Below are 23,744 nucleotides of genomic sequence, written 5' to 3'. Positions count from 1 at the left end.
GGTCACTGAGTTCTCCGTTCAAGGATCAGCGATTTAATCGCCTCGGCGTCATTTTCAACCCGCGTCACGCGTTCGGGCAGGTCGAACAAGTCAGCCATATGGGGCGGCAAGTCCGGACGAACGCCAATAGCGCGCTCGACGGCATCAGGGAATTTCGCCGGATGCGCGGTCGCCAGCGTCACCATCGGCACACCGGGTTCGATATGCTGACGGGCCACGGCGACGCCGACGGCACTATGCGGGCACAGGATTTCACCGGTTTCATCCCGAACGGTGCGGATCATTGCCAAGGTGTCGTCTTCGCCGACACGACCCGAGACATATTGATCCTGCAGCGTCTGAAGGGCGCCCTGACTGATGGTAAAGCCGCCGGCCTTCAATTCGTCCATCAGCTGCGAAATTGCCGAGGCCTCACCGCCATAGGCCAGATACAGCGCACGTTCGAAGTTAGAGCTGACCTGAATATCCATTGACGGGCTGATCGACGGCTCGACCGTGCCAGTGCGATATTCGCCGGTCGTCAAGGCGCGGTGCAGAATATCATTCTGATTGGTTGCGACCACAAGACGTCGGATCGGCAGCCCCATGGCCCGCGCAATACTGCCAGCAAAGATATCGCCGAAATTGCCCGTCGGCACGGTAAAGTCGATCTCACGCGCGGGCGCACCAAGGCTGGCGGCGGCGGTGAAATAATACACGATCTGCGCCACAATGCGGGCCCAGTTAATGCTGTTCACACCGGCCAGCCCGACCTGATCGCGGAAGGCGTGATCGTTGAACAGATCCTTCAGACGGGCCTGACAATCGTCGAAGTGACCGCTGACCGCCAGCGCATGGACGTTTTCGGCGGCAGGCGTCGTCATCTGGCGGCGCTGCACCTCAGACACGCGGCCATGCGGATACATGATGAACACGTCCACATTGTCGATGCCTTTGAAGGCCTCGATTGCGGCACTGCCGGTATCGCCCGACGTTGCACCAACGATGGTGATTTTTTGACCCGAGCGTTTCAGCGCGATTTCAAACAATTGCGCGATCAACTGCATCGCGAAGTCCTTGAACGCCAAGGTCGGCCCGTGGAACAGTTCCAGCAGATGATGGCCGGGTGCCAGTTGCGTCAACGGCGCACGCGCGACATGGGCGATGCGGGCATAGGCGCGGTTGATCGCGCCGCGCAGCTCATCTTCGGAAAAGCTGTCGCCGGTGAAGGGGCGGATAACGCGATAGGCGACTTCTTCATAGGACAGACCATCAAGCTGCTCGATCCCTGAAAAGGCGGGAATGGTTTCGGGCAGATACAGACCGCCGTCACGGGCCAGACCTGTCAGCATGGCTTCTTCGAAATTCAGAACCGGGGCCTGTCCCCGCGTCGAGACGTAACGCATCTGCGATCCTTCAATATTTCCGCTGTCTGATACGCCAGATCAAAGCGACTGTCATCCCCGCCCAAGTTATCGCAAGCATGAACCACTGCACGGCATAAGACAGGTGGTTATTGGGTATCCCCTCGATCGCGACCGGGATGGGGTCGACATTCTGCGCATCGCCGTTGACAAAGCTGGCAACGACCAGAACTGGCTCGGTCCCCAGGACTTTCGCCATAGCAGGGACATCGCGGGCAAACCAGATGTTCTCATCCAGATTGGGCTTGGGGGTCGAGGTGCTGATTTCGGCTGGCCAATGCAGGTTGCCGCTGATGTCCAAGCGGACCGGTGGGCGTTCGACATGCCGCAATTCCTGCGGGACAAAGCCCCGATCCACCATGATCGCGCGGCCGTCATCGGTAATGAAGCGCGACACGATCTGATAGCCACCGCCCTGTTCTTTGGTGCCGGACAGAATGTCGATTTCCGCGCCGGTCGTCGTGCCGCTGACGGTGACAGGCATATACTTCATCGACGGATCAAGCTGTGCAGGCAGGGGCACAGCGGGGGCGTCGATCCTGGCCTGAATCTCGGCCAGCATTCCCTCTTTCCAGTCCATGCGGCGCAATTGCCATACCCCCAAAGAAATCAGGATGGCGCAGCCGGCAATGCCGATGATCAGGGGGAACAGATAGCGTTTCATCAATCTGGCTCAGCACAACAGGGGCGTTCAAAAGAAAAACGCGCGGGACCAGATCCCGCGCGTTTTTCAGGAACACAATGGGATCAGCTGCCCCAGACGTAGATCAGCGCGAACAGGAACAGCCAGATCACGTCAACAAAGTGCCAATACCAAGCGGCGGCTTCGAAACCGATATGCTGCTCTTGCGTCATCTGCCCACGCGAAATGCGCACCAGGCAAACGATCAGGAAGATGGTCCCGATGATGACGTGGACGCCGTGGAAACCCGTCGCCAGATAGAAGGCACTGGCATAAGCCGTATCGGCCAGACCAAAGGCCGCGTGGCTGTATTCATAGGCTTGCAAGAAAGAGAAGACGATCCCCAGAACAATGGCGATAGCCAGACCGTTGATCGTGGTCTTGCGGTCGCCTTCATGGACGAACGCATGATGCGCCCAGGTCACGGCAACGCCCGACAGCAACAGGATCAGCGTGTTGATAAAGGGCAGATGCCACGGATCGAATGTCACGATCCCTTCTGGCGGCCAGACGCCGTCCTTCAGCGGGCTTTCCGGCCCCATCGGATACATGGCGTTCTTGATGAAGTTCCAGAACCAGGCGACGAAGAACATCACCTCGGTAATGATAAACAGCAAAAAGCCATATTGCAGGCCGATGCGCACGACCGGGGTGTGATCACCCTCTTCGCCTTCGCGGACGACGTCAGCCCACCAGCTGAACATGACGTAAAGAACGCCGACAAAGCCGATCAGGAACATCCAGGGACCGTGGTCCTGCATCCACATCACACCGCCAAACAGCATGATGAAGGCCGAAACTGCGCCCAGAAACGGCCAGATCGAGGGCGGAAGAATATGGTAATCGTGGTTCTTAGCGTGCGCCATGAGCAGTTCCCCGTCGGCTCCTCGTTCAGATCTTAGTTGACGTCATTGGCCGGTGCGGCGTCAAGCGCCGCCTGCTTCGGCTCGGTACGATGGAAAGTATAGGATAAGGTGATGTCGCGAACCCAAGCCGCATCGCCGTCTTTGACCAGGTCGGGATCGACGTAAAAGCTGACCGGCATCTCGACCCGCTCACCCGGCTTCAACGTCTGTTCGCTGAAACAGAAACAATCGATCTTGTCGAAGTAGTAACCCGTCACCTCGGGCGCGACGTTATAGCTGGCTGTGCCGGTGATGGTTTCATCGGAATTGTTGATTGCCTCGTAAAAGGCCAGACCGTTTTCACCGATTTTCAGGTCCATCTTGGTCTGCATCGGACGGAAGGTCCAATCCAGATTGGCATCGACATTAGCATCAAAGCGAATGCGGATCATCTGATCCAGCACCTGCCCGGATGCCTGTTGGGCCACCTGCGTCGTTCCGCCAAAGCCTGTGACTTTGCAGAACCAGTTATAGAACGGCACGGCGGCCCATGCCAACGCACCCATCGTCAGAACGACGCCGACAAGTCCAAGTGCAGTGCGGGATTCGCGGCTCATTCGGCGGCCTCCTCGGTTTGCTGCGATGCGGTCGGTGCTTCTGGCGGCAAAACAGAGACGCGTGGCTGATGGTCGAACCCCTCCATCAGATCGCCTTGCCGAACCTTGACGACTGTCAGGGCAAAGACCAGCACGACAAAGGATGCCAGCACAATTCCAAGGCCCACATTCCGCGACCGGCGGCGGCGGTGTAATTCATGTTCAGTCCGTAGCGCCATCACCATGTTCCCATCCAGCTTTGAACCAGCAATGCAAGGAAATGCAGGAACAGGTAATAAAGCGACAGCTTGAACACGCTTTTTTCAACCGCATAGCCATCGGCAATCGCCGTCTGCTCATCACGGCGCAGGATGCGCCAACCGCCATGGATGAACAATGCGTTAAGCACCACCGCGACGGCCATGTAAAGCGGGCCGCCGATGGAGGTCAGGCCCAGCCAGATCGCAAACGGCGCCAACACCAGCGTGTAGGCAAAGATATGACGCCGGGTCGCCGCCCGGCCATGTGTCACCGTCAGCATGGGAACGCCCGCCTTGTGATAATCTTCCTTCATGAACAGCGCCAAGGCCCAGAAATGGGGCGGGGTCCAGAAGAAGATCAGCGCGAACATCAGCACCGATTCAAGGCTGATGCCCCCGGTCGCACAGGCCCAACCGATCATCGGGGGAAATGCACCCGCCGCGCCACCGATCACAATGTTCTGCGGCGTCCAGCGTTTCAGCCACATCGTATAAACGACGGCATAGAAGAAGATCGTGAAGGCAAGGAACGCGGCGGCAAACCAATTCGCAGCCAGCCCCAGCATCATCACGGAAAAACCCGAGAGCGTCAGACCTATTGCAAGCGCCTCTGATCCAGTGACGCGACCTGCGGGGATCGGGCGCTTTTGCGTCCGGCGCATCACCGCATCGATATCCGCGTCATACCACATGTTCAGCGCGCCCGACGCTCCACCACCCAAGGCGATGAACAGGACCGAGCAGAACGCGATGACTGGGTGCACATCCACCGGCGCCACCCACAGACCAACGAAAGCGGTAAACACGACCAGCGACATCACCCGTGGTTTCAAGAGGGCGACATAGTCGCCGAACTCCGCCTCGGGGGCATTTTCATATGCGTGAATGTCGGTCATCGTTTTATCGTTTCATCTGGCTTTTCGGCTGGCGTTCAGAAAACGATCAGTTCACTTCCGGCTGAGTTTCCTCAGTCGGAACTGCGGCTGCTGCCGTTTCCTCGACCTCGCCCAGATTACCACCTTGTTCGACAATCCAGGCATCATATTTCTCGGGCGAGACTGCCTTGACCACGATGGGCATGTAGGCATGGGCAATACCGCACAGCTCACTGCACTGTCCGAAATAGACGCCCTCTTTTTCAACGTTGAACCAAGCCTGCGCGATACGGCCCGGTACGGCGTCCTGCTTGATGGCAAAGGCGGGAATGGTCCACGAATGGATCACGTCATTGGCCGTAACCTGCAGCAGCACGGTTTTTCCCACCGGCACGACGACGGCATTATCCGTCGCCAGCAGGAATTCATCCTCGCTGTAACCAGCGGCTTCCAGCTTGGCGCGAACCGGCTCGCTCATGGTGTTTTCGATGGCGCCGGCGGCGGTGTCTTCGTCGGTCAGGGTTGCAGCGGACCCGATCATGTAAGCGTCGAAGCTGACACCATTATCAGGATACTCATAGGACCAGAACCACTGGTTGCCCATCGCCTTGATCACGACATCAGGATTTGCAGGCATTTCCTGACTGCGGAACAGCGCAGGCAGCGAAAACGCACCGATCACGACCAGGATCAGCACCGGCACCAGCGTCCAGGCGATTTCCAGCGGCGTGTTATGCGTGAACTTCGCCGGCGTCGGGTTCGAGCGGCTGTTATACCGCAGGATCACTGCAAGCAGCAGAAGACAGACGAAAATCGTGATCACGGTAATGATGACCAGAACGAAGTGGTCAAGCCATTGCTGATCCTGCGCCAGTTCGGTCGAGGCGGGCTGGAAGCCCATGCCGCGCGCATGCGGCTTGCCAATCACCGGCAGATCGCCCAGCACGTCCTGTGCCACAGCCGAACTGGCTACCATTCCCGCCGTCATCAGCCCCGAAGCTGCCGCGACTGCACGGCGAATCATCGCTATTGCCATCATTCCATCCCGTTGCGTTGGCGCGGTCCGCGGACCGCCGGGGATGCCAAAAGGCGTCCCCTTTCCCTTTCAATATCTCCGTTCTATGACCATATCTCGCCCGCACGGGCAAGTGATACCTACCGTGAAAGAAGTGATTTCCTTGCCACTGAGGCATCTTGCACCCACGGATAACGCCCGCGATCCGCACCAGAAGAGACGGAGTTTTGCCATGAGCCGCGACCATTTCGATCCATTTGACCAGCTTCTGGATCAGGAACGCGCCATAGCGATCCTGCGTGAGGCAACCGCAGGTGCGGATGATGGAGAGTTGTTTCTGGAACGCTCGGTCGGCGAGACGCTGGTATTTGATGACGGTCGGCTGCGCAGTTCCGGCTATACTGCCGATCAGGGTTTTGGACTGCGGGCCGTGCGCGGCGAAGTCACCGGCTACGCCCACTCGACCGAGATTTCTGAAGCCTCGCTGCGTCGCGCGGCTGAAACGGCGCGTCTGGCCGTGGGCGACGGTGGTGGCAATCTGGCCGATCCATCGCCGATGGTGCTGACCCCGCTTTATGCGGCGATTGACCCGGCAGATGGCATCCCCTTTGCCACCCGGATCGCCTTGTTGCGCGAAATCGACGATTACGCCCGCGCGCTTGATCCGCGTGTCGTGCAGGTGACGGCGGCTTTGGCCTCATCCGTGCAAGAGGTGTTCATTCTACGTCCCGAAGGCGGACTGGTCAGCGATATCCGGCCCATGGCGCGGCTGAATGTGTCGGTCATCGTGGAAAATAATGATCGTCGTGAATCCGGTGGCACGGGTGGCGGCGGACGTATCCCGCTGGGCAGTCTGATGGACCCCGCCCATTGGAAGCCTGCGGTAGATGAAGCCCTGCGGATTGCGCTGGTCAACCTGCGCTCGGTCCCCGCCCCTGCCGGCGTGATGGATGTGGTGCTTGGCGCGGGCTGGCCGGGCATTCTGTTGCACGAGGCTGTTGGCCATGGGTTGGAGGGTGACTTCAACCGCAAAAAAGCCTCGGCCTTTGCCGGGCTGATGGGTCAGCGGGTCGCGGCGCCCGGCGTCACTGTGGTGGACGACGGCACCATCCCCGACCGTCGCGGCAGCATCAGCATTGATGATGAAGGAACCCCGCCGGCTCGCAATGTGCTGATCGAGGATGGAATTCTGGTCGGCTACATGCAGGATCGTCAGAATGCCCGGCTGATGGGCGTTGATCCGACCGGCAACGGTCGACGCGAAAGCTTTGCACACGCGCCCATGCCCCGCATGACCAACACCTACATGCCCGCCGGTGACGCGGAACCAAATGCGATTCTGGCCGATTTGAAAGACGGGATATACGCGGTTGGATTTGGCGGCGGTCAGGTCGATATCACCAACGGCAAGTTCGTCTTTTCATGCACTGAGGCCTATCGTGTCAAAGATGGCGTTGTCGGCGATCCGATTCGCGGCGCAACCCTGATCGGCGATGGCGCAACGGCGCTGCAACAGATCCGGGCCATCGGGAACGACATGTCACTGGACCCCGGGATCGGCAATTGTGGCAAGCAGGGGCAGTGGGTTCCGGTTGGCGTTGGCCAGCCTACGTTGATGATCGGCGGGTTGACGGTGGGCGGCTCTGCCGCCTGAAGCCCGAATGCTAACCAGTTTTTAACTTCTTCCCGGTTACACCCGATTCTGGCTGAGACGGAGGTGACACGTGACCGGGACTTCTCCCCTGAAAATCCTTGCTCCCCCTGCCCCCCAAGGGGATGATCTGTGCTTCCTCCGCCTTATCCGCTCTCGACGCGTGGGGCCTGCGACTTTCCACCGGCTGATGGCTGAATATGGCAGCGCGTCCGCAGCATTGCAGGCCCTGCCAGAGATCGCGGCTGAAGCCGGAATGACCGATTACGAAACCTGCCCCGAAGGGGTCGCCGCCGCCGAACTGGCCGCCGGTCGCCGTATCGGTGCGCGTCTGATCCGATGCGATTCGCCGGATTACCCCGGAATGTTGCGGCAAATCGACGGGGCGCCGCCGATTTTATGGGTGCGGGGCGATCCTGCATGGCTGTCGCGGAACCCGATTGCGGTGATCGGTGCACGCAATGCCTCATCCCTGGGGCTCCGCATGGCGCGGGGCATGTCCGCCGGTTTGGCAGAAGCTGGCCAAACCGTGATTGCCGGGCTGGCGCGCGGGATTGACACCGCAGCCCATAACGCCGCCCTGCCCACAGGCACCGTGGCGGTCATGGCAGGCGGGATCGATGTGATCTATCCAGCCGAAAATGCCGTTCTGGCCGCACAAATCGCCGAAAAAGGTGCGCTGGTATCGGAACAGCCGCCGGGAACCGAACCGGCCGCACGCCATTTTCCGACGCGCAACCGCATCATATCGGGCCTGTCGCACGCTGTCGTGGTGATCGAAGCCGCGCATCGGTCAGGGTCGCTGATAACGGCAAAGAACGCTTTGGATCAGGGGCGCGACGTCATGGCCGTGCCCGGACATCCGATGGACGCGCGGGCTGCGGGCTGCAATATGCTGATCCGTGACGGCGCCGTGCTGGTGCGCAACTCCGCGGATGTCATGGCCGGCCTGACAAGGTCTGGCGACCGGCATGATCTGCCGCCTTGCACCGAAAACCCGCCTTCCCCGCCCGATCACAGACGGGCCTTGGCCGCGCCTGATGATATCGAAGCCCGGATTTTGTCACATCTGACGCCAAGTCCCACCGAGGAAAACGATTTGATCCGCGGCCTTGGTCTGACCACACAGCACGCCAGCGCCGCGATTCTTTCACTGGAATTACAAGGGCGTCTGATCCGAATGGCAGGAGGAAGGCTGGCCCTGAACTAGCGTTCGCCGATGCGGTGACCATATGGGCTGATGTCCACCCCCCGTTGACACTGGCAATTTCGCCACCCATGTTCCCGGCCCATCCAAGGTGCCCTGAGGTCAGAATGCCAGTTGTCGTCGTCGAGTCGCCCGCAAAGGCGAAAACCATCGAAAAATATCTGGGCAGCGATTATCGCGTTCTGGCAAGCTTTGGCCATGTCCGCGACCTGCCGCCCAAGGATGGCAGCGTCGATCCAGAACACGATTTCGACATGAAATGGGAGGTTGCTTCGGACAGCAAGAAGCACCTGAAAGCCATCAAGGACGCGCTGAAGGACGATCAGAACCTGATTCTTGCCACCGACCCTGATCGCGAGGGCGAGGCGATCAGCTGGCATCTGCTGGAAACCTTGGCCCCTTCGCTGAAAAAAGGCAGTGAGGTCAGCCGCGTCACCTTCAACGCGATTACCAAGAATGCCGTCAGCGAAGCGATGCTGCATCCGCGCCAGATTGATCAGGCGCTGGTCGATGCCTATCTGGCCCGCCGTGCGCTGGACTATCTGGTTGGCTTCAACCTGTCGCCGGTTCTGTGGCGCAAACTGCCCGGCGCGAAATCGGCGGGGCGCGTGCAGTCGGTCTGTCTGCGTCTGATCGTTGACCGGGAAATGGAGATCGAGGCTTTCAAGGCCCGCGAATACTGGTCGGTTCATGCCCGTCTGGCGACGCCCGGTGGCGATGAATATGATGCGCAGCTGGTCTCTCTTGCGGGAAGCAAACTGGAGCGCTTTGATCTGGCGACTTCGCAAAAAGCCGCAATGGCGGTCAGTGCCGTTGCCAGCCGCGAACTGAAAGTGTCCAGCGTTTCGGCCAAACCCGCCAGCCGCAACCCCTGGCCACCCTTCATGACCTCGACCCTGCAACAGGAAGCAAGCCGCAAGATGGGCATGGGCGCCAAGGCCTGCATGTCAGCCGCACAACGCCTGTATGAGGCAGGGCTTATCACCTATATGCGGACCGATGGCATCGACATGGCGCCCGAGGCGGTTCACGCCGCGCGTGACGCCATCAGGGCACGGTTTGGTGACAAATATGTGCCCTCCAGCCCGCGCATGTATAAAAACAAAGCCAAAAATGCGCAGGAAGCGCATGAGTGTATCCGCCCGACCGATATGTCGCTGTCACCCGATAAGCTGAAGGTCACGGCAGATGATCAGCGCAAACTATATGATCTGATCTGGAAGCGCACCATCGCCAGCCAGATGGAAGCCGCCCGGATGGAACGCACGACCGTCGAAATCGGCAGCGCCGATGGACAGGTTGGCCTGCGTGCCACAGGTCAGGTGATGTTGTTTGACGGCTTTCTGAAAGTTTACGATCAGGGCCGCGACGATGATGAGGGCGAAGACAGCGCCCGCCTGCCAGTCATCAATCAGGGTGAGACAGCGACCAAGGTCGGTGGCGCTTTTGCCGCCGAATATGACAAAGCCGTTGGGGGCGATGATGCACTGATCGAAGCAGCCTCGGCCGGGCAATTGGTTGCGCAGGGCTTCGTCGCCGACGAGAATACCTCTGTCGCCGCACGTCAGCACTTCACCCAGCCACCGCCCCGCTATACCGAGGCGACGCTGGTCAAACGCATGGAAGAACTGGGTATCGGTCGCCCTTCGACTTATGCCAGCATCGTGACGACCATTCAGGACCGCGAATATGTTCGCAAGGACAAGAACCGCCTGATTCCCGAAGATAAGGGCCGTCTGGTCACGACCTTCCTGGTCAAATATTTTCCGCGCTATGTCAGTTATGACTTCACAGCGGATCTGGAAAACGAACTGGATGAAATCAGCGCCGGCGACCTGATCTGGCGTGAGGTCCTGGGACGCTTTTGGAAAGATTTTTCAAAAGCATTGGAAGGGACGTCCGATCTGCGAATTTCCGAGGTGCTGGACGCGATTGACGACGCGCTTGCCCCGCATCTTTATCCGCCGCGCGCAGATGGTGGCGATCCGCGCCTGTGCCCCCTGTGCCATCAAGGGCGCCTGAACTTGAAAACAGCCCGCTCGGGCGGTGCCTTTATCGGTTGCTCGAATTATCCCGAGTGCCGCTACACCCGCCCGCTTTCGGCACCCGATGGTGAAGCGGCCGTGGGCGATCGCGTTCTTGGCGAAGATAACGGCGACACTATCAGCCTGAAGACCGGGCGTTTTGGCCCCTATATCCAACGCGGCGAGGCAACCGAGGATGTGCCGAAACCGCCGCGTGCCTCGATCCCGAAAGGATGGGACGCGGCGACCATTGATCTGGAAAAGGCTCTGCAATTGCTGTCGCTGCCGCGACCGGTCGGCGCGCACCCCGATGATGGCGAGATGATCGAGGCCGGAATTGGCCGCTATGGTCCCTTTGTCAAGCATGGTTCGAAATATGCCAACCTGCCTGACGTGGAGGAGGTATTCACCATCGGCATGAACCGCGCGGTCGAGGTTCTGGCGGCCAAGCAGACCCGTGGCAGGGCTACGGCGGCAGCCCCGCTGAAAGAATTGGGAGATCATCCCGATGGCGGCGCAATTCAGGTGATGAATGGCCGCTATGGACCTTATGTCAAATGGGAAAAAATCAACGCCACGCTGCCGCGCGATGTCACCCCGGAAGACATCACGGTGGAACAGGCGCTGGAGCTGATCGCGGCCAAGGCGGCGAAATCGCCCAAGAAAACAGCGAAGAAGCCCGCCGCCAGCAAGACTGCAAGCGCGAAGAAAACGACGGCCAAGAAACCAGCAGCTAAAAAAGCGGCGCCGAAAAAGACTACGGCGAAAAAGACTACGGCGAAAAAGGCCGTGACAAAGAAAGATGAGGGTTAAGCCTTAGCCCACATCCGCCGCCTCGCTGGCCGCTGTCAAAAAGCGGTCGCGAATCTCTTTGGCGTAGGGATTGTCGTTCAGGATCGTCCGCAACAGTTCGGGCGAATCGCCCTGCACCATGCCTGCCGCCAGCAGCAGTTGCTGAAAACTGGCGGTTGCCAGTCGGCTTGGCATTGGCCCCAGTTTCGACAGGCTGCGGGCGATCAGATGGGTCAGCCCCTGCACAACCGCCATATCGCGATCATGTTGTTCCGGCGTCGTGATCATGACGCGCAGCCCCAGTTTGCGCATCATGGCGACCGCCATCAGGTGCCGCCTGCCCCGAAGCGGGCACCAGGCGATGCGATGACCGGAGAGGCCATCTGCGGCACTTTGCGGGCCAAACAGCGGATGGCTGCTGACCAGTTCGACATGCTCTGGCAGCAGCTCCAGCATCAATTGCGCCGGGCGCAATTTGACCGAACAAACGTCGATCACCAGCGTCCCCGGCCGAAGATGACCCGCAATGCGCAGCAAAACCTCGCGCATGCGCGATAGCGGCATCGCCAGAATGACAACCTCGCATTGGGCAGCGACCTCGGCCGTCACCTGCGGCAGATCATTCACCCGCACGACCGGATCACATACGCAAATCGGCGCATGATCGCGCAAATGACGGGCCACCAACTGGCCAAAAGCACCGAAACCGATGATGGCGATTTTACTGTCAGGGGGCATGGGAAGACCTTTCACGGAAAATGCGCAAGGTCGTAACTGTCTGGATTGCCCACCGCCCGAACCTGCGCGGTAGACATGTTGCTGCCCCCGCTATGTCAGCGGGTCATAATAAAGCGAAAACAGGGCAGCTTTCCTGGACATGCCCCATCAGATGCAGTTGAGACGCTAACAAGTCAAGCCGCCCCTGTTTTCTGGCCGCATCAGATTGACTTGGGGTCACACGCACGCCACAACTTCGCCAAACTTGGTTACAGAGGGGGAGGCCATGCAAAAGGTCTATGCCAATGCCAACGAGGCTTTAGATGGCCTGTTGAGGGACGGAATGTTGATCGCCGCCGGGGGGTTCGGACTTTCGGGCATCCCGGAACTGCTGATCGCCGCTATCCGCGACAGTGGCGTCAAGAACCTGACGGTTGCCAGCAACAATGCGGGCGTTGATGATTTTGGCCTGGGCCTGCTTTTGCAAACCAAGCAGATCAAGAAGATGATCAGCAGCTATGTCGGTGAAAACGCCGAATTCATGCGCCAGTATCTCTCGGGTGAGCTTGAGTTGGAATTCAACCCGCAGGGCACCTTGGCGGAACGGATGCGCGCAGGTGGTGCAGGTATCCCCGGCTTTTACACCAAGACCGGCGTGGGTACGGTAATTGCCGACGGCAAGGAAGTGAAGAATTTCGACGGTCAGGATTACATTCTGGAACGCGGGATCGTCGCCGATCTGTCCATCGTCAAGGCGTGGAAGGCCGACGACACCGGCAACTTGATTTTCCGCAAGACCGCCCGCAACTTCAACCCGCCCGCCGCCATGTGCGGCAAGATCTGCGTGGCCGAGGTCGAGGAAATCGTTCCGCGCGGCAGCATCGACCCCGACCTGATCCACCTGCCCGGCATCTATGTGCATCGCATCATTCAAGGCCCGCATGAAAAGCGCATCGAACAGCGCACCACCCGCAAGCGTGAGGAGGCTTGATCGATGGCCAATGAGATGAAGGGTTGGGACCGCAATCAAATGGCCGCGCGCGCCGCGCAAGAGCTGGAGGACGGCATGTATGTGAACCTCGGCATCGGGATCCCGACGCTGGTGGCGAACTATGTCGGCGACAAGGATATCACGCTGCAATCGGAAAACGGCATGCTGGGCATGGGTCCGTTTCCGTTTGAAGGCGAGGAAGATCCAGACCTGATCAACGCGGGCAAGCAGACGATCACCGAACTGGCACGCACGTCCTATTTCGACAGCGCCACCAGCTTTGCCATGATCCGTGGCGGCAAGATCGCGGCGGCGATCCTTGGCGCGATGGAGGTGGCCGAAAACGGCGATCTGGCGAACTGGATGATCCCCGGAAAGCTGGTCAAGGGCATGGGTGGCGCGATGGATCTGGTCGCGGGCGTTGGCCGCGTGATCGTGGTCATGGATCACACCAACAAAGCCGGTGAATCCAAGGTGCTGAAGGCCTGCACCCTGCCGCTGACCGGCAAAGGCGTCGTCGACCGCATCATCACCAATCTGGGTGTTCTGGATGTCGTTCCGGGCGGTCTGAAGATCGTCGAACTGGCGGATGGTGTGACCGAGGAAGAGTTCCGCAACTCGACCGAGGCGACGCTGGTCTGATCCACATACTTGTATGTCAAAGGGCGCAGCGTGATGCCGTTGCGCCCTTTCTTTTTCAGATCAACATCCTGCACCATCATTGAAATGTCACATCGCTGACATGCCTCCGTCACAGCCGCGCAGGAAAAGCCCCTGACCAATCAACAGGGGTTTTCCATGCTTCGTCGGACCATGCTGTCCTCGGCACTTGCGCTGGTGGCTGCCCTGCCCGCGCTGGCCGAGCAGAATTTCAACCGTATCGCCAGCTTTGCCACCGCTGAAAATATGAAGGAAGGTGAGGATCGCAGCCGCGAAACCTCGGCCGAGATCATGGCGGTGACGCCTGATGGCAATACGCTGATCTATTCGGACAGCCCGCTGGGCGTGATCGGTCTGCTGGACATCACCAATGCGGCGGCGCCAAAGCCCTTGGGCAATATCGCGATCGAGGGTGAACCGACGACGACCGTCATCAGCGGTCATAAAGCATTCGTCGGCGTCAACACGTCGAAGTCGTTTACCGAGCCTTCGGGCCTGTTGCAGACCGTCGATCTGACCTCAAAAACCATTGTCGAAAGTTGCGATCTGGGCGGCCAGCCCGACAGCGTGGCCCTGTCACCGGCAGGCGACGTGATCGCCGTTGCGATCGAGAATGAGCGGGACGAAGATGTGAACGATGGTGCGCTGCCGCAGATGCCTGCCGGTTCGGTGATCCGCCTGCCGCTGAAAGACGGTGCCGTCGATTGCGCGGGCAAGCAGGTTGTGAACCTGATCGGCGTTGCCGAGATCGCGCCGGAAGATCCCGAGCCCGAATATCTGGCGTTCAACGATGCGGGCGAATTGGTCGTCACGCTTCAGGAAAACAACCATATCGTCGTGATCGGCACCGATGGTGCCGTCACCGCCGATTTCAGCGCCGGTTCTGTCAACCTTGAGGGCGTGGACATTGCCAAGGACGGCAAGCTGGATTTCTCAGGCAGTCTGACCGATGTGGCGCGCGAACCAGATGCTGCCGCGTGGCTGGACAACGATCATTTCGCCACCGCGAATGAGGGCGATTGGCGCGGCGGCTCTCGGGGGTTCACCGTTTTCGCCAAGGATGGCACGGTGGTTTATGACAGCGGCAACAGCTTTGAACGCGCCATTGCCGCCATCGGCCACTATCCCGAAGGCCGGTCCGACAAGAAAGGGGTCGAACCAGAGGGCATCGCCGCCGCGACCTATGGCGATCAGCGTCTGCTGTTTGTCGCGTCCGAACGTGGCAGCGTAGTTGGTGTCTATGATGTGGCCGATCCTGCCGCGCCGCAATTGCTGCAGCTGCTGCCCTCGGGGATCGGGCCGGAAGGTCTGACCCCGATCCCGGCCCGCAACTTGTTTGCCACCGCGAATGAGACCGATCTGGGCCAGGACGGCGCAGCCCGTGCGCATGTTATGATCTACGAACGCAGCCAGACAGCCGCCGCCTATCCCACGCTGACCTCGGACGGCAGCGATCCGTTGATTGGGTGGGGTGCCCTGTCGGGGTTGACGGTAGATCCGACGACGCCGACCACGCTATATGCTGTCAGCGACAGCGCCTACGCGGCCGAGCCTGCTGTCTTCACCATCGACTCCGCGCCTTACCCCGCCCGGATTACCGCAAAAACGCCTGTAACCCGTGATGGTGCGCCCGCCGAAAAGCTGGATTTGGAGGGAATAGCCGCCGACGGTCAGGGCGGTTTCTGGTTGGCCAGTGAGGGCAATCCTGACAAGGACATCCCGAACGCCGTTCTGCATGTCGACGCGACCGGCGCGATCACGCAGCAGATTGCACTGCCCGAAGCTTTGGCGGCAAATGCCTCTCGCTTTGGACTGGAGGGGATCACGCTGGTTGATGGCAAGCTGTGGCTGGCGGTGCAGCGTGAATGGGGCGACGATCCAGAAGGTCAGGTGAAGTTGCTGCAACTGGACCCGGAAACCGGGGCATGGGCGGGTGTCCGTTACCCGCTGGACAGCGGCGAAGGCTGGGTCGGTCTGTCGGAAATCACAGCCCATGACGGCTATCTTTACGTGATCGAGCGCGACAACCTGATCGGTCAGGCCGCCACACTGAAATCCGTCACCCGCGTCGCTTTGGCGGACCTTGCCCCTTCCCCGCTGGACGGCGAATTGCCGGTCGTTACCAAGGAAACCGTCCGCGACCTGATCCCCGATCTGCAACAATGGCACGGCTATGTGCAGGACAAGGTCGAGGGCATGGCGATCACCAGCGATGGCACAGTCTGGATGGTTACGGATAATGACGGTGTCGATGACGCCTCGGGCGAAACCTTCCTGTGGTCGTTCAAGCTGGATTGATCTGTCCATTCATAACGCCGGGAAGCCGTAGCAACAATTCGGCTTCCCCAATTCCACCTGTCCGGCAATTTGCGCCAACGATTTATGGGCAGGGCCCCGTCCATTCGCACATATAGGACGCCACGACCCCGACCCCGCAGTTAGCAAACTCAATGCACCTGCACCAACCGCGACGATTGCAATGGCGACAGTATGGGCCGCTATCTTGCATAAGGTGCAGCCGATGCCGCCAAGCGCCGACAACGCGCCTTTATTTCCCAAATCCAGCAGAACTTCGGTCAATCCAGCCTCTTGCCGACAATGGTCGTTAAAGGCCGGAAACGCCCATGAATCAATCGGAAAGCCCGGATTGGCAACCAGTTCAGCCAGCATGTTCTTATCCGCCTCGGCGGCTTTCAGGTACAGGCGGATGATCAGCATCTGCTGAGGTATCACATCTTGTCTGGGTTCCGGGGGTAAAGCCATCACGGCGACCATTCGGCCCTCTTATTCAGCCTTTGCATCCGGCCCTGCTCCGTGGCATTTCTTGCCCATGACCATGACCGCAGATGACATCGCCGAATTGTTCACCCGCCCGGACGGCACATTTCTGTGCGCCCGATGGGGGCGTCCGGTCGCACCGGTGATTTTCGGGCTGGCCGATGAAACGCTGGATATATTTCGCACCGTCATCAAAGCGGGCTATGCCCATGCCGGTCATCCAATCACCGAGACCGACCCGGAAATGGGCAGCAATCTGATGCTGTTCTTCATGCGGGATTGGGATGAGATGGATGGCATTCCCGATCTGGAACAACTGACCGGGATTGAGGGGCTGCCCGCGCGGCTGAAGGACAATCAGGCAGATCAATACCGGGTCTTTCGCTTCGATGGCGACGGTGCCATTCGGGCATGTCTGTGCTTCATCCGCATGACCGGTGCCTTGGCCGAGGCGCATCCCGCGCAACTGGCCGAAGCCTTGACCATGCGCAGCACGCTGACCTTTGCCCGTGACATCGTCCCCTCGCCTGAACTGGCCGCCTTGATCCGGGTGGCCTACAATCCGGTCCTGCCTGCGGCTGCGACGGACCCCAGCTATGCCCTGCGACTGGCCGCACGGCTTGCACAGATCGAGCAACCGTGACCCATACCCTGCCCCTGCGTGTCTACTACGAAGATACCGATCTTGCCGGCATCGTTTACTATGCGAATTATCTGAAATTCATCGAACGGGGCCGGTCGGAATGGTTGCGAGCGCTTGGCATCGACCAGCGGGCGATGAAGGAACAGGACGGGCAGGTTTTCGCCGTCCGCCGGGTCGAAGCCGATTATCTGCGCCCGGCGAAGTTCGACGACCTTCTGAACGTCACGACCGAGTTGGCACAGGCGACACCCGCCCGCATCGTTCTGGATCAAGCCGTCAAACGCGGCTCGGACACGCTGTTCACCGCCCGCGTCACCATCGTCTGCCTTGACGCGAATGGCCGCCCGACCCGCATTCCCACCATTGTCGCGCAAGCAATCGCCGCAAACTGAGTCATTTCTGCCTCACCTGTGTCGCGATTATCCCGGAAATGCCCGCGTTCCCTTAAAAGTGACGGTATTGTGTTGCGACGGGGGGCTGCATCATTTGCTAGAGACGGTTTAGAAGGCGCGCGGTCCGATCCGCGATAATCGGCCCGGAACGGCCCGAACGTGGCCAAGATGATGAGGCAGTGACTATGGAACCGATTCAGGCCGCGCAGGCCGTTGATTTCTCGCTGATGGCGCTGTTTTTCCGCGCCTCGCTGACCGTGCAGATCGTGATGGTCATCCTGATCATCGCATCCGTCTGGGGCTGGGCGATCATCATCCAGAAATTCCTCAGCTTCGCCGAAGCACGCCGCGAAGCCGCCCGTTTCGACCGCGCATTCTGGTCGGGTGAGTCGCTGGACGACCTTTATGACCGGATCGGTGAAAACCCAAAGGGCGCGACCGAACGCATTTTTGCCGCAGGCATGACCGAGTGGCGCCGCAGCCATCGCGATGACGGCAAACTGATCGCAGGTGGCGTTCAGCGGATCGACCGCGCCATGAACGTCGCCATCCAACGCGAGGAATCGCGCCTGTTCCGTGGCCTGTCTTTTCTGGCGACCGTCGGTTCAACCGCGCCTTTCATCGGCCTGTTCGGCACCGTCTGGGGCATCAAGACCGCGTTTGAAGGCATCGCCATGTCGCAGGACACCAGCCTTGCCGTCGTAGCCCCCGGCATTGCCGAGGCTTTGCTGGCTACCGCATTGGGCCTGCTGGCCGCTATTCCTGCGGTGATCTTCTACAACAAGCTGTCGGGTGACGCGGAACGCGTTGTCGGCAACTGGGAAGCCTTCGCCGACGAATTTTCGACCCTTCTGTCGCGTCAACTGGACGAGGCGTAAGTCATGGCATCCTCTGTCGTCAAAAGGGTCAGTCGGAAGGGGCGCGGGCGGCGGCGCAATGCGCCCATGTCCGAAATCAACGTCACACCTTTCGTCGACGTCATGCTTGTGCTGCTGGTGATCTTCATGGTCGCCGCCCCGCTGATGACGGCGGGCGTGCCGCTGAAGCTGCCCGAAACCGCTGCGACGGCGGTGCCATCCGAATCCGAAGAACCGCTGGTCATTTCGATCCCTGTGGAGGGGAACATCACCCTGATGAACGCGCCGGTCGGCGAGGCCGAGTTGGTCGGCCGCCTGTCTGCGATGCTGGCCGAACGTCAAAGCGACCGCATTTTCCTGCGGGCCGACGGTTCTAACCCCTATGCGCGCGTGGTGCAGGTCATGGGCGCCCTGAATGCCGCTGGTTTTACAGATATCGTGCTGGTGACCGATACCGGTGGCCCGCGCATGGATGAGTGATCCATGGAAGATCGCGAACGCCGCATAGGTTGGTGGGTCTCGGGCGGGGTGCATACGGCGCTTCTGCTGTGGGCCATCATTGGCGTTGTCTTTTTCAAGCCACAGGAATCGACGCCGGTGCGATCGACCCAGGTGGCCACGATCAGTGGCGCCGAATTCGAGGCGCTGGCAGCGGCGTCGCGCGGCGCAGGCCCTGTGAACCCGGATGCAACGGCTGTTGCCACCATGTCCGAACCCTCGGTCGAGGAAAACGCGGGCGCAAACCCGGCGGCGGCAAGTGCGCCAGCGCCTGAATCCGCGGCGCAGGAACTGGCCCAGCCGGATGAAACGGATGCCGGCCCTGATCTGACAGATTTCGCCAACGAACAGCCGGTCGAGGTGGCGACAGATTTGCCCAATTCCGCCGACAATCGGACCGAAAGCCGCGATGTAACGCCGGAAAGCCCGGCGCAGACGCAGGCTCCGACGACGGAACGCCAACCGACACAGCCGCAGGTGCCGCCAACGGATCGGGCGGCCGAACCAGTTGCACCGCGCTCCGCACTGGCGCTGGATCAATCGGCCACGCCCCGGCAGCGTCCTGACGGGTTGGTCGCAAATCACCGTGCTCGCGTGGCAGCGCAAGAGGCCGCCCGACAGGCAGCAGCCGATGCCGCACGCGCCGCCCGTGAAGCTGCCGAGGCTGCCGAACAACAGCGTCTGACTGCACAACGGGAAGCCGCCGAAGAAGCGCGGCGACAGGCAGCCGAACGCGAAGAGGCCCGCCGTCAGGCAGAGGCGGAAGCCGAGGCTGCGGAAGAGCGTCAAGCCGAGGAGGCACGCGCAGAAGAGCGTCGTGAAGCGGCCCAGCGTCGCGCCGCCGCAGAACGTGAAGCTGCCGCCAAGGCAGAGCGTGAGCAGGCAGCGGCAGAACGCGCCGAGCGTGAGGCCGAAGAACGCCGCGCCGCAGAGGCACAAGAACGTCGCGCCCAAGAGGAACGACGCGAAGCCGCGCGCCGCGAAGCAGAGCAGGCACGGCAAGAACAAGAGCGTCGTGAGGCTGACGCCCGCGCAGCAGAAGAACGCGCAGCAGAAGAACGCGCGGCAGAAGAACGCGCGGCAGAAGAACGCCGGGCCACCGAGGAACGGGCAGAAGAACAGCGTCGCGCAGCCGAAGAGCGGGCCGAAGAAGAACGTCGCGCATCCCGTGAGCGTGCAGAACGCGAGGAAGCCGAACGTCAGGCAGCCGCCGAACGCGAAGCCGAAGAACGCGCAGCGACCGAACGCGCAGAACGCGAAGCCGAGGAGCGCCGCGCAGAAGAACGCCGCGCCGCCGAGGCCCGTGAAGCCGAAGAACGTCGCGCCATGGAAGATGCCCTGCGCGAAGCCCAGGGAACGGCGGGCGCGGACGGCGCCGATACCGCCTCGACCGGAAACGCCACGGGCGGCAACAGCCAGATGATCGAGGGCGGCAGCGGCGCCTCTGCAGCGCAGGATCCGTTGGCGGCGGCGCTTGCCGGGGCGATGTCAGATAGCGGCGGTGGCAGCACGGCCCCGCCCGCAGATCCTGGGATGGCACAGCCGATGCAGCTTATGCCATCACCGATCGAACCAAGGCCTCTGCCCGACCCGGCAGAGGCCGCCCCGGAAAACGTTACCTACGGCATGAATGGCGGCGCACCCACAAGTGAGCCGCTTTCGCTTGCTGAGAAGGACAAATTTCGCGTCGCGCTTGGCGATCAATGGAATGTCGGCGCACTTTCCGCCGAGGGGCTGCAGATGCATATCTCGGTCGAGTTCGACATTGCTCGCAACGGGCGGCCCCATGCTGACAGCATCCGCCTGGTCGATTATCGCAACGGATCAGAGGCGGCCGCCCGTCAGGCGTTCGAAGTGGCCCGCCGTGGCATCATCATGAGTGGCCGGGGCGGCTTTCCGCTGCCACCGGGCAAATACGACCGCTGGCACAACGTCGTCGCAGGCTTCAGCGCCGAAGGCGTGGAAATAGAATGAACAATCCGGGCCGCTAATCCATAGCCGCCCAACGACAAGGTAGAGAGGAACATATGTTTCGCAACCTGACCCTGACCCTATCGCTGGCACTTGCCGGCACCGTGGCTTTGCCCATCCTGCCCGCATCGGCGCAGGACGGACCCTTGCGGATCGAAATTACCGACGGCGTGGTCGAAGCAATGCCGATTGCCATTCCGGCGTTTTTCGGCGATTCAGACGTTGCCAAAAAGGTTCGCGATGTCGTGGCCCGTGACCTGACCGGCACCGGCCTGTTTCGCGAAATCCCTGCCGAGGCACAGGTAAACGCGCCCGGCAGCTTTACCGAAGCGGTGGCCTATGAAGATTGGCGCGCGATCAACGCACAGGCGCTGGTCACAGCCGAAGTCACAAGCGCCGGCGAAAACATCAGCGTCAAATTCCGTCTGTTTGACGTCTTTGCGGGCCAACCGCAGGGCGACGGGATGCAGTTTGATGCCCGCGCCTCGGACTGGCGCCGCGCGGCGCACAAGATTGCCGATCAGATCTATACCCGCCTGACGGGCGAGCAGGCCTATTTCGACAGCCGCGTGGCCTTTGTGCAGGAAACCGGGCCGAAAAATGCACGGATCAAGCGGATCGGCGTCATGGATTATGACGGCTCGAACATTCTGTGGATGACGGACAGTTCGTCGCTGGTTCTTGCGCCGCAGTTTTCGGGGAATGGCCGGCAGATCGTCTATACCAGCTATGACAGCGGCTTCCCGCAAATCCGGATCATGGACGTGGCGACCGTAACTTCTCGTGCGGCAACGCAGGGCACCGACAGCATGGCGTTTTCGCCGCGCTTCAGTCGGGATGGTCGCTGGATCGCCTATTCGCTGGAAAACGGCGGCAATACCGATATCTGGCTGATGGATGCCGCAACCGGTGCACAGCGTCAGCTGACCAATGCACCTTCTATCGAAACCTCGCCCAGCTTCAGCCCGGATGGGCGGCAGATCGTGTTCGAATCTGATCGTTCGGGCGCACCGCAACTGTATGTCATGGGCATCGAAGGCGGAGAGCCGACCCGAATCAGTTTTGGCGACGGCCGTTATGGTTCGCCCGCATGGTCGCCCAAGGGTGATCTGATCGCCTTTACCAAACAGGTGGGTGAGCGTTTCCATATTGCAACGATGCGCAGCGATGGATCGGGTGAGAAAAATCTGACCGAATCGTTTCTTGACGAAAGCCCGACCTGGGCCCCCAATGGGCGCGTCGTGATGTTTACGCGGGTGACCCCGGGTGGGAATGGCCAACCGCGTCTGCATTCGGTAGACATCACGGGTCGCAATATGCGCCCCCTGAACCTTGACTTTGCGGCCTCGGACCCGTCTTGGGGTCCGGTAATGCCGTAAGGAACCCGTTGACGCGAACAGCACCCAAAGGATGCCGCGATGAAAATCTGGATGAAGTCAGCCTCTGCCATCTGCCTGCTTGGTCTGGCCGCCTGCGCCCAACCTGCACCGCCCGCCACGCAGCAAGTGATTGATCCCTATGCGAATATGGGAGCCGGGGCGGTATATCAGGGGAACCTTGCTGGCGGCACCCTTGGGTCAGAAGCGACGGCCCAGTATTTCACCGATCAGGTTGGTAATACCGTGCTGTTTGCCGCGAATCAGACCACATTGACCGGCGATGCACGGTCTGTCCTGACGCGCCAGGCCGACTGGCTGAAACAGCATGGCAATTTCTCGGCTGTGGTGCAGGGTCATGCGGAAGAAACCGGCACGCGCGAATATAACCTTGCGCTTGGCGCCCGCCGCGCCAGCGCCGTTCAGGAATACCTGGTCGCGCAAGGGGTCGAGGCTGGCCGCATCCGCACGCTGAGCTTTGGCAAGGAACGCCCGCTGGAAGTCTGCTCGGACGAAGCATGCTATGCCAAGAACCGACGCGCCGTGACCATGGTCAGCGAAGGCGGGGCCGGTTCATGATCAGACGGACCATTGCCGCCGCCTCACTTGCCGCGCTGATGGTCCTGCCCGGCATGGCGGCGGCACAAGAACCGACGCTGGCCGATCTGCGCGTGCAACTGGACGCGCTGCGTGCCGACGTGCAGGGGCTGCGACGAGAGTTGATTGCCTCTGGTGCGGCTGGCTATCAGGCCGCCGGTGGCGATGCTGCCATCGACCGCATGAACAATATCGAACAACAGCTTGCCCGCGTCACCGATCGAACCGAACAGTTGCAGAACCGGATTTCCCGCATCGTGCAGGACGGCACGCGGCGCGTCGCCGATATCGAGTTCCGCCTGTGCGAAATGGATGAAGCCTGCGATCTGGCCGCTTTGACAACGCAGGATCTGGGGGGGCCAGTCGCTGGTGGCACGCGCCCGGTCATTGCGCCGCAACCGGGTAACGGCAAGGCCGCAACCGCGTCCGAGCAGGCCGATTTCGATGCCGCCGCCAAAATGATGGCCGGGGGTGATTTCCGTCGCGCTGCCGAAATGTTCGGGGCGGTCGCGGAAACCCACGCGGGTGGTCCGCTGACGGCGGAAGCGCTGTTCCTGCGCGGCGCATCGTTGGACAGCGCGGGCGATTCCAAAGCCGCCGCCGCAGCGTGGCTGGAAGGGTTCGCTGCCGATCCCGATGGCCCACGCGCGCCTGAAAGCCTGTTGGGGATTGCACGCGTAATCGCTGACAATGGTGATCCGACAGCGGCCTGCCTGTATCTGGCCGAAATTCCGGCCCGCTTTCCCGGCAGTTCCGCCGCAGGCGAGGCTGAAACCCGGATGAGTCGTCTGGCCTGTGGCAGCAACGATCTGAGCATGCCTCAGGACGGCCAGCCGCTTGACCCAGCATCGGGCGAGATCAATTCCGGTGCAATCGATCCGGAATCTGCGGCAGATCTGGCCGAACATAATTGA

General features: G+C 60.8%; 23 protein-coding genes. 14 read left to right on the top strand and 9 right to left on the bottom strand.

Annotation, left to right across the window (positions count from 1 at the left end; genetic code table 11):
- Positions 1 to 2: 2 nt before the first annotated feature.
- From thrC to coxB, 7 genes are all read right to left on the bottom strand, one after another.
- Positions 3 to 1,385 carry a threonine synthase gene (gene thrC / locus H4P12_RS15125; protein WP_187794478.1) on the bottom strand — a complete coding sequence of 461 codons (1,383 nt, stop codon included), beginning with the start codon at positions 1,383 to 1,385 and terminating at the stop codon, positions 3 to 5.
- Positions 1,386 to 1,395: 10 nt separating this feature from the next.
- A complete protein-coding gene (locus tag H4P12_RS15120; protein WP_187794477.1) occupies positions 1,396 to 2,067 on the bottom strand; it encodes an SURF1 family protein in 672 nt (223 codons plus the stop codon).
- 83 nt (positions 2,068 to 2,150) lie between these two features.
- Entirely contained in the window at positions 2,151 to 2,951 is an 801-nt protein-coding gene (locus H4P12_RS15115) for a cytochrome c oxidase subunit 3 (protein ID WP_187794476.1), read from the bottom strand.
- A 32-nt stretch (positions 2,952 to 2,983) separates the two neighbouring features.
- Positions 2,984 to 3,547 (bottom strand): cytochrome c oxidase assembly protein, encoded by a 564-nt coding sequence (locus H4P12_RS15110; RefSeq protein WP_187794475.1) that lies wholly within the window; start codon positions 3,545 to 3,547, stop codon positions 2,984 to 2,986.
- Positions 3,544 to 3,765, bottom strand: a complete 222-nt coding sequence (locus tag H4P12_RS15105; protein ID WP_187794474.1) for a hypothetical protein — start codon at positions 3,763 to 3,765, stop codon at positions 3,544 to 3,546. The genes H4P12_RS15110 and H4P12_RS15105 overlap by 4 nt, the downstream gene beginning before the upstream one ends.
- Positions 3,765 to 4,682 (bottom strand): heme o synthase, encoded by a 918-nt coding sequence (gene cyoE / locus H4P12_RS15100; protein ID WP_187794473.1) that lies wholly within the window; start codon positions 4,680 to 4,682, stop codon positions 3,765 to 3,767. Before cyoE ends, H4P12_RS15105 begins: the two co-directional genes overlap by 1 nt.
- 46 nt (positions 4,683 to 4,728) lie before the next feature.
- Positions 4,729 to 5,685 (bottom strand): cytochrome c oxidase subunit II, encoded by a 957-nt coding sequence (gene coxB / locus H4P12_RS15095; RefSeq protein ID WP_425498224.1) that lies wholly within the window; start codon positions 5,683 to 5,685, stop codon positions 4,729 to 4,731.
- A gap of 223 nt (positions 5,686 to 5,908) precedes the next feature.
- Between coxB and tldD the strand changes: the two genes are divergently transcribed.
- The 3 genes from tldD (at position 5,909) to topA (ending at position 11,371) form a co-directional block, all read left to right on the top strand.
- Positions 5,909 to 7,330: a metalloprotease TldD gene (gene tldD / locus H4P12_RS15090; RefSeq protein WP_187794471.1), complete on the top strand. Its 1,422-nt coding sequence runs from the start codon at positions 5,909 to 5,911 to the stop codon at positions 7,328 to 7,330.
- A 70-nt stretch (positions 7,331 to 7,400) separates the two neighbouring features.
- Positions 7,401 to 8,537, top strand: a complete 1,137-nt coding sequence (gene dprA, locus H4P12_RS15085; RefSeq protein ID WP_484555958.1) for a DNA-processing protein DprA — start codon at positions 7,401 to 7,403, stop codon at positions 8,535 to 8,537.
- A gap of 104 nt (positions 8,538 to 8,641) precedes the next feature.
- Positions 8,642 to 11,371: a type I DNA topoisomerase gene (topA, locus tag H4P12_RS15080; protein WP_187794470.1), complete on the top strand. Its 2,730-nt coding sequence runs from the start codon at positions 8,642 to 8,644 to the stop codon at positions 11,369 to 11,371.
- A gap of 3 nt (positions 11,372 to 11,374) precedes the next feature.
- On the opposite strand, the gene H4P12_RS15075 is transcribed toward topA, so the two are convergent.
- Positions 11,375 to 12,088: a prephenate dehydrogenase gene (locus H4P12_RS15075; RefSeq protein ID WP_187794469.1), complete on the bottom strand. Its 714-nt coding sequence runs from the start codon at positions 12,086 to 12,088 to the stop codon at positions 11,375 to 11,377.
- Positions 12,089 to 12,353: 265 nt separating this feature from the next.
- Here H4P12_RS15075 and H4P12_RS15070 point away from each other — a divergent pair, with 265 nt between their 5' ends.
- From H4P12_RS15070 to H4P12_RS15060, 3 genes are all read left to right on the top strand, one after another.
- Positions 12,354 to 13,058: a CoA transferase subunit A gene (locus tag H4P12_RS15070; protein WP_187794468.1), complete on the top strand. Its 705-nt coding sequence runs from the start codon at positions 12,354 to 12,356 to the stop codon at positions 13,056 to 13,058.
- Between the two features lie 3 nt (positions 13,059 to 13,061).
- Positions 13,062 to 13,700, top strand: a complete 639-nt coding sequence (locus H4P12_RS15065; RefSeq protein WP_187794467.1) for a CoA transferase subunit B — start codon at positions 13,062 to 13,064, stop codon at positions 13,698 to 13,700.
- A 156-nt stretch (positions 13,701 to 13,856) separates the two neighbouring features.
- Entirely contained in the window at positions 13,857 to 16,016 is a 2,160-nt protein-coding gene (locus H4P12_RS15060; protein WP_187794466.1) for an esterase-like activity of phytase family protein, read from the top strand.
- A gap of 9 nt (positions 16,017 to 16,025) precedes the next feature.
- Here the strand turns inward: H4P12_RS15060 and H4P12_RS15055 are convergent, their stop codons facing one another.
- Complete coding sequence (locus H4P12_RS15055) at positions 16,026 to 16,493, bottom strand: hypothetical protein (protein WP_187794465.1); 468 nt, start codon at positions 16,491 to 16,493, stop codon at positions 16,026 to 16,028.
- A gap of 55 nt (positions 16,494 to 16,548) precedes the next feature.
- On the opposite strand from H4P12_RS15055, the gene H4P12_RS15050 reads away from it, so the two are divergent.
- The 8 genes from H4P12_RS15050 to H4P12_RS15015 all read left to right on the top strand — a co-directional run bounded on the left by H4P12_RS15050 (position 16,549) and on the right by H4P12_RS15015 (position 23,744).
- Positions 16,549 to 17,139: a hypothetical protein gene (locus H4P12_RS15050; RefSeq protein ID WP_343069839.1), complete on the top strand. Its 591-nt coding sequence runs from the start codon at positions 16,549 to 16,551 to the stop codon at positions 17,137 to 17,139.
- Positions 17,136 to 17,531 carry a tol-pal system-associated acyl-CoA thioesterase gene (gene ybgC / locus H4P12_RS15045; protein ID WP_187794464.1) on the top strand — a complete coding sequence of 132 codons (396 nt, stop codon included), beginning with the start codon at positions 17,136 to 17,138 and terminating at the stop codon, positions 17,529 to 17,531. The genes H4P12_RS15050 and ybgC overlap by 4 nt, the downstream gene beginning before the upstream one ends.
- Before the next feature lie 185 nt (positions 17,532 to 17,716).
- Entirely contained in the window at positions 17,717 to 18,409 is a 693-nt protein-coding gene (gene tolQ, locus H4P12_RS15040) for a protein TolQ (RefSeq protein ID WP_187794463.1), read from the top strand.
- Positions 18,410 to 18,412: 3 nt separating this feature from the next.
- A complete protein-coding gene (locus tag H4P12_RS15035; protein WP_187794462.1) occupies positions 18,413 to 18,868 on the top strand; it encodes an ExbD/TolR family protein in 456 nt (151 codons plus the stop codon).
- Positions 18,869 to 18,871: 3 nt separating this feature from the next.
- Positions 18,872 to 20,860 (top strand): hypothetical protein, encoded by a 1,989-nt coding sequence (locus H4P12_RS15030; RefSeq protein ID WP_187794461.1) that lies wholly within the window; start codon positions 18,872 to 18,874, stop codon positions 20,858 to 20,860.
- 53 nt (positions 20,861 to 20,913) lie between these two features.
- A complete protein-coding gene (tolB, locus tag H4P12_RS15025) occupies positions 20,914 to 22,236 on the top strand; it encodes a Tol-Pal system beta propeller repeat protein TolB (protein ID WP_425498223.1) in 1,323 nt (440 codons plus the stop codon).
- 39 nt (positions 22,237 to 22,275) lie between these two features.
- A complete protein-coding gene (gene pal, locus H4P12_RS15020) occupies positions 22,276 to 22,812 on the top strand; it encodes a peptidoglycan-associated lipoprotein Pal (RefSeq protein ID WP_187794460.1) in 537 nt (178 codons plus the stop codon).
- The gene (locus H4P12_RS15015; RefSeq protein ID WP_223115819.1) at positions 22,809 to 23,744 is read left to right on the top strand and encodes a tetratricopeptide repeat protein; all 936 of its coding nucleotides are present in this window, start codon (positions 22,809 to 22,811) and stop codon (positions 23,742 to 23,744) included. The genes pal and H4P12_RS15015 overlap by 4 nt, the downstream gene beginning before the upstream one ends.

It is taken from the genome of Paracoccus amoyensis (genome assembly GCF_014490725.1).
In the GTDB taxonomy this organism is placed as follows: domain Bacteria; phylum Pseudomonadota; class Alphaproteobacteria; order Rhodobacterales; family Rhodobacteraceae; genus Paracoccus; species Paracoccus amoyensis.
The sequence above is the reverse complement of the archived record's forward strand: the minus strand, read 5'-3'. Positions and strand labels throughout refer to the sequence as shown.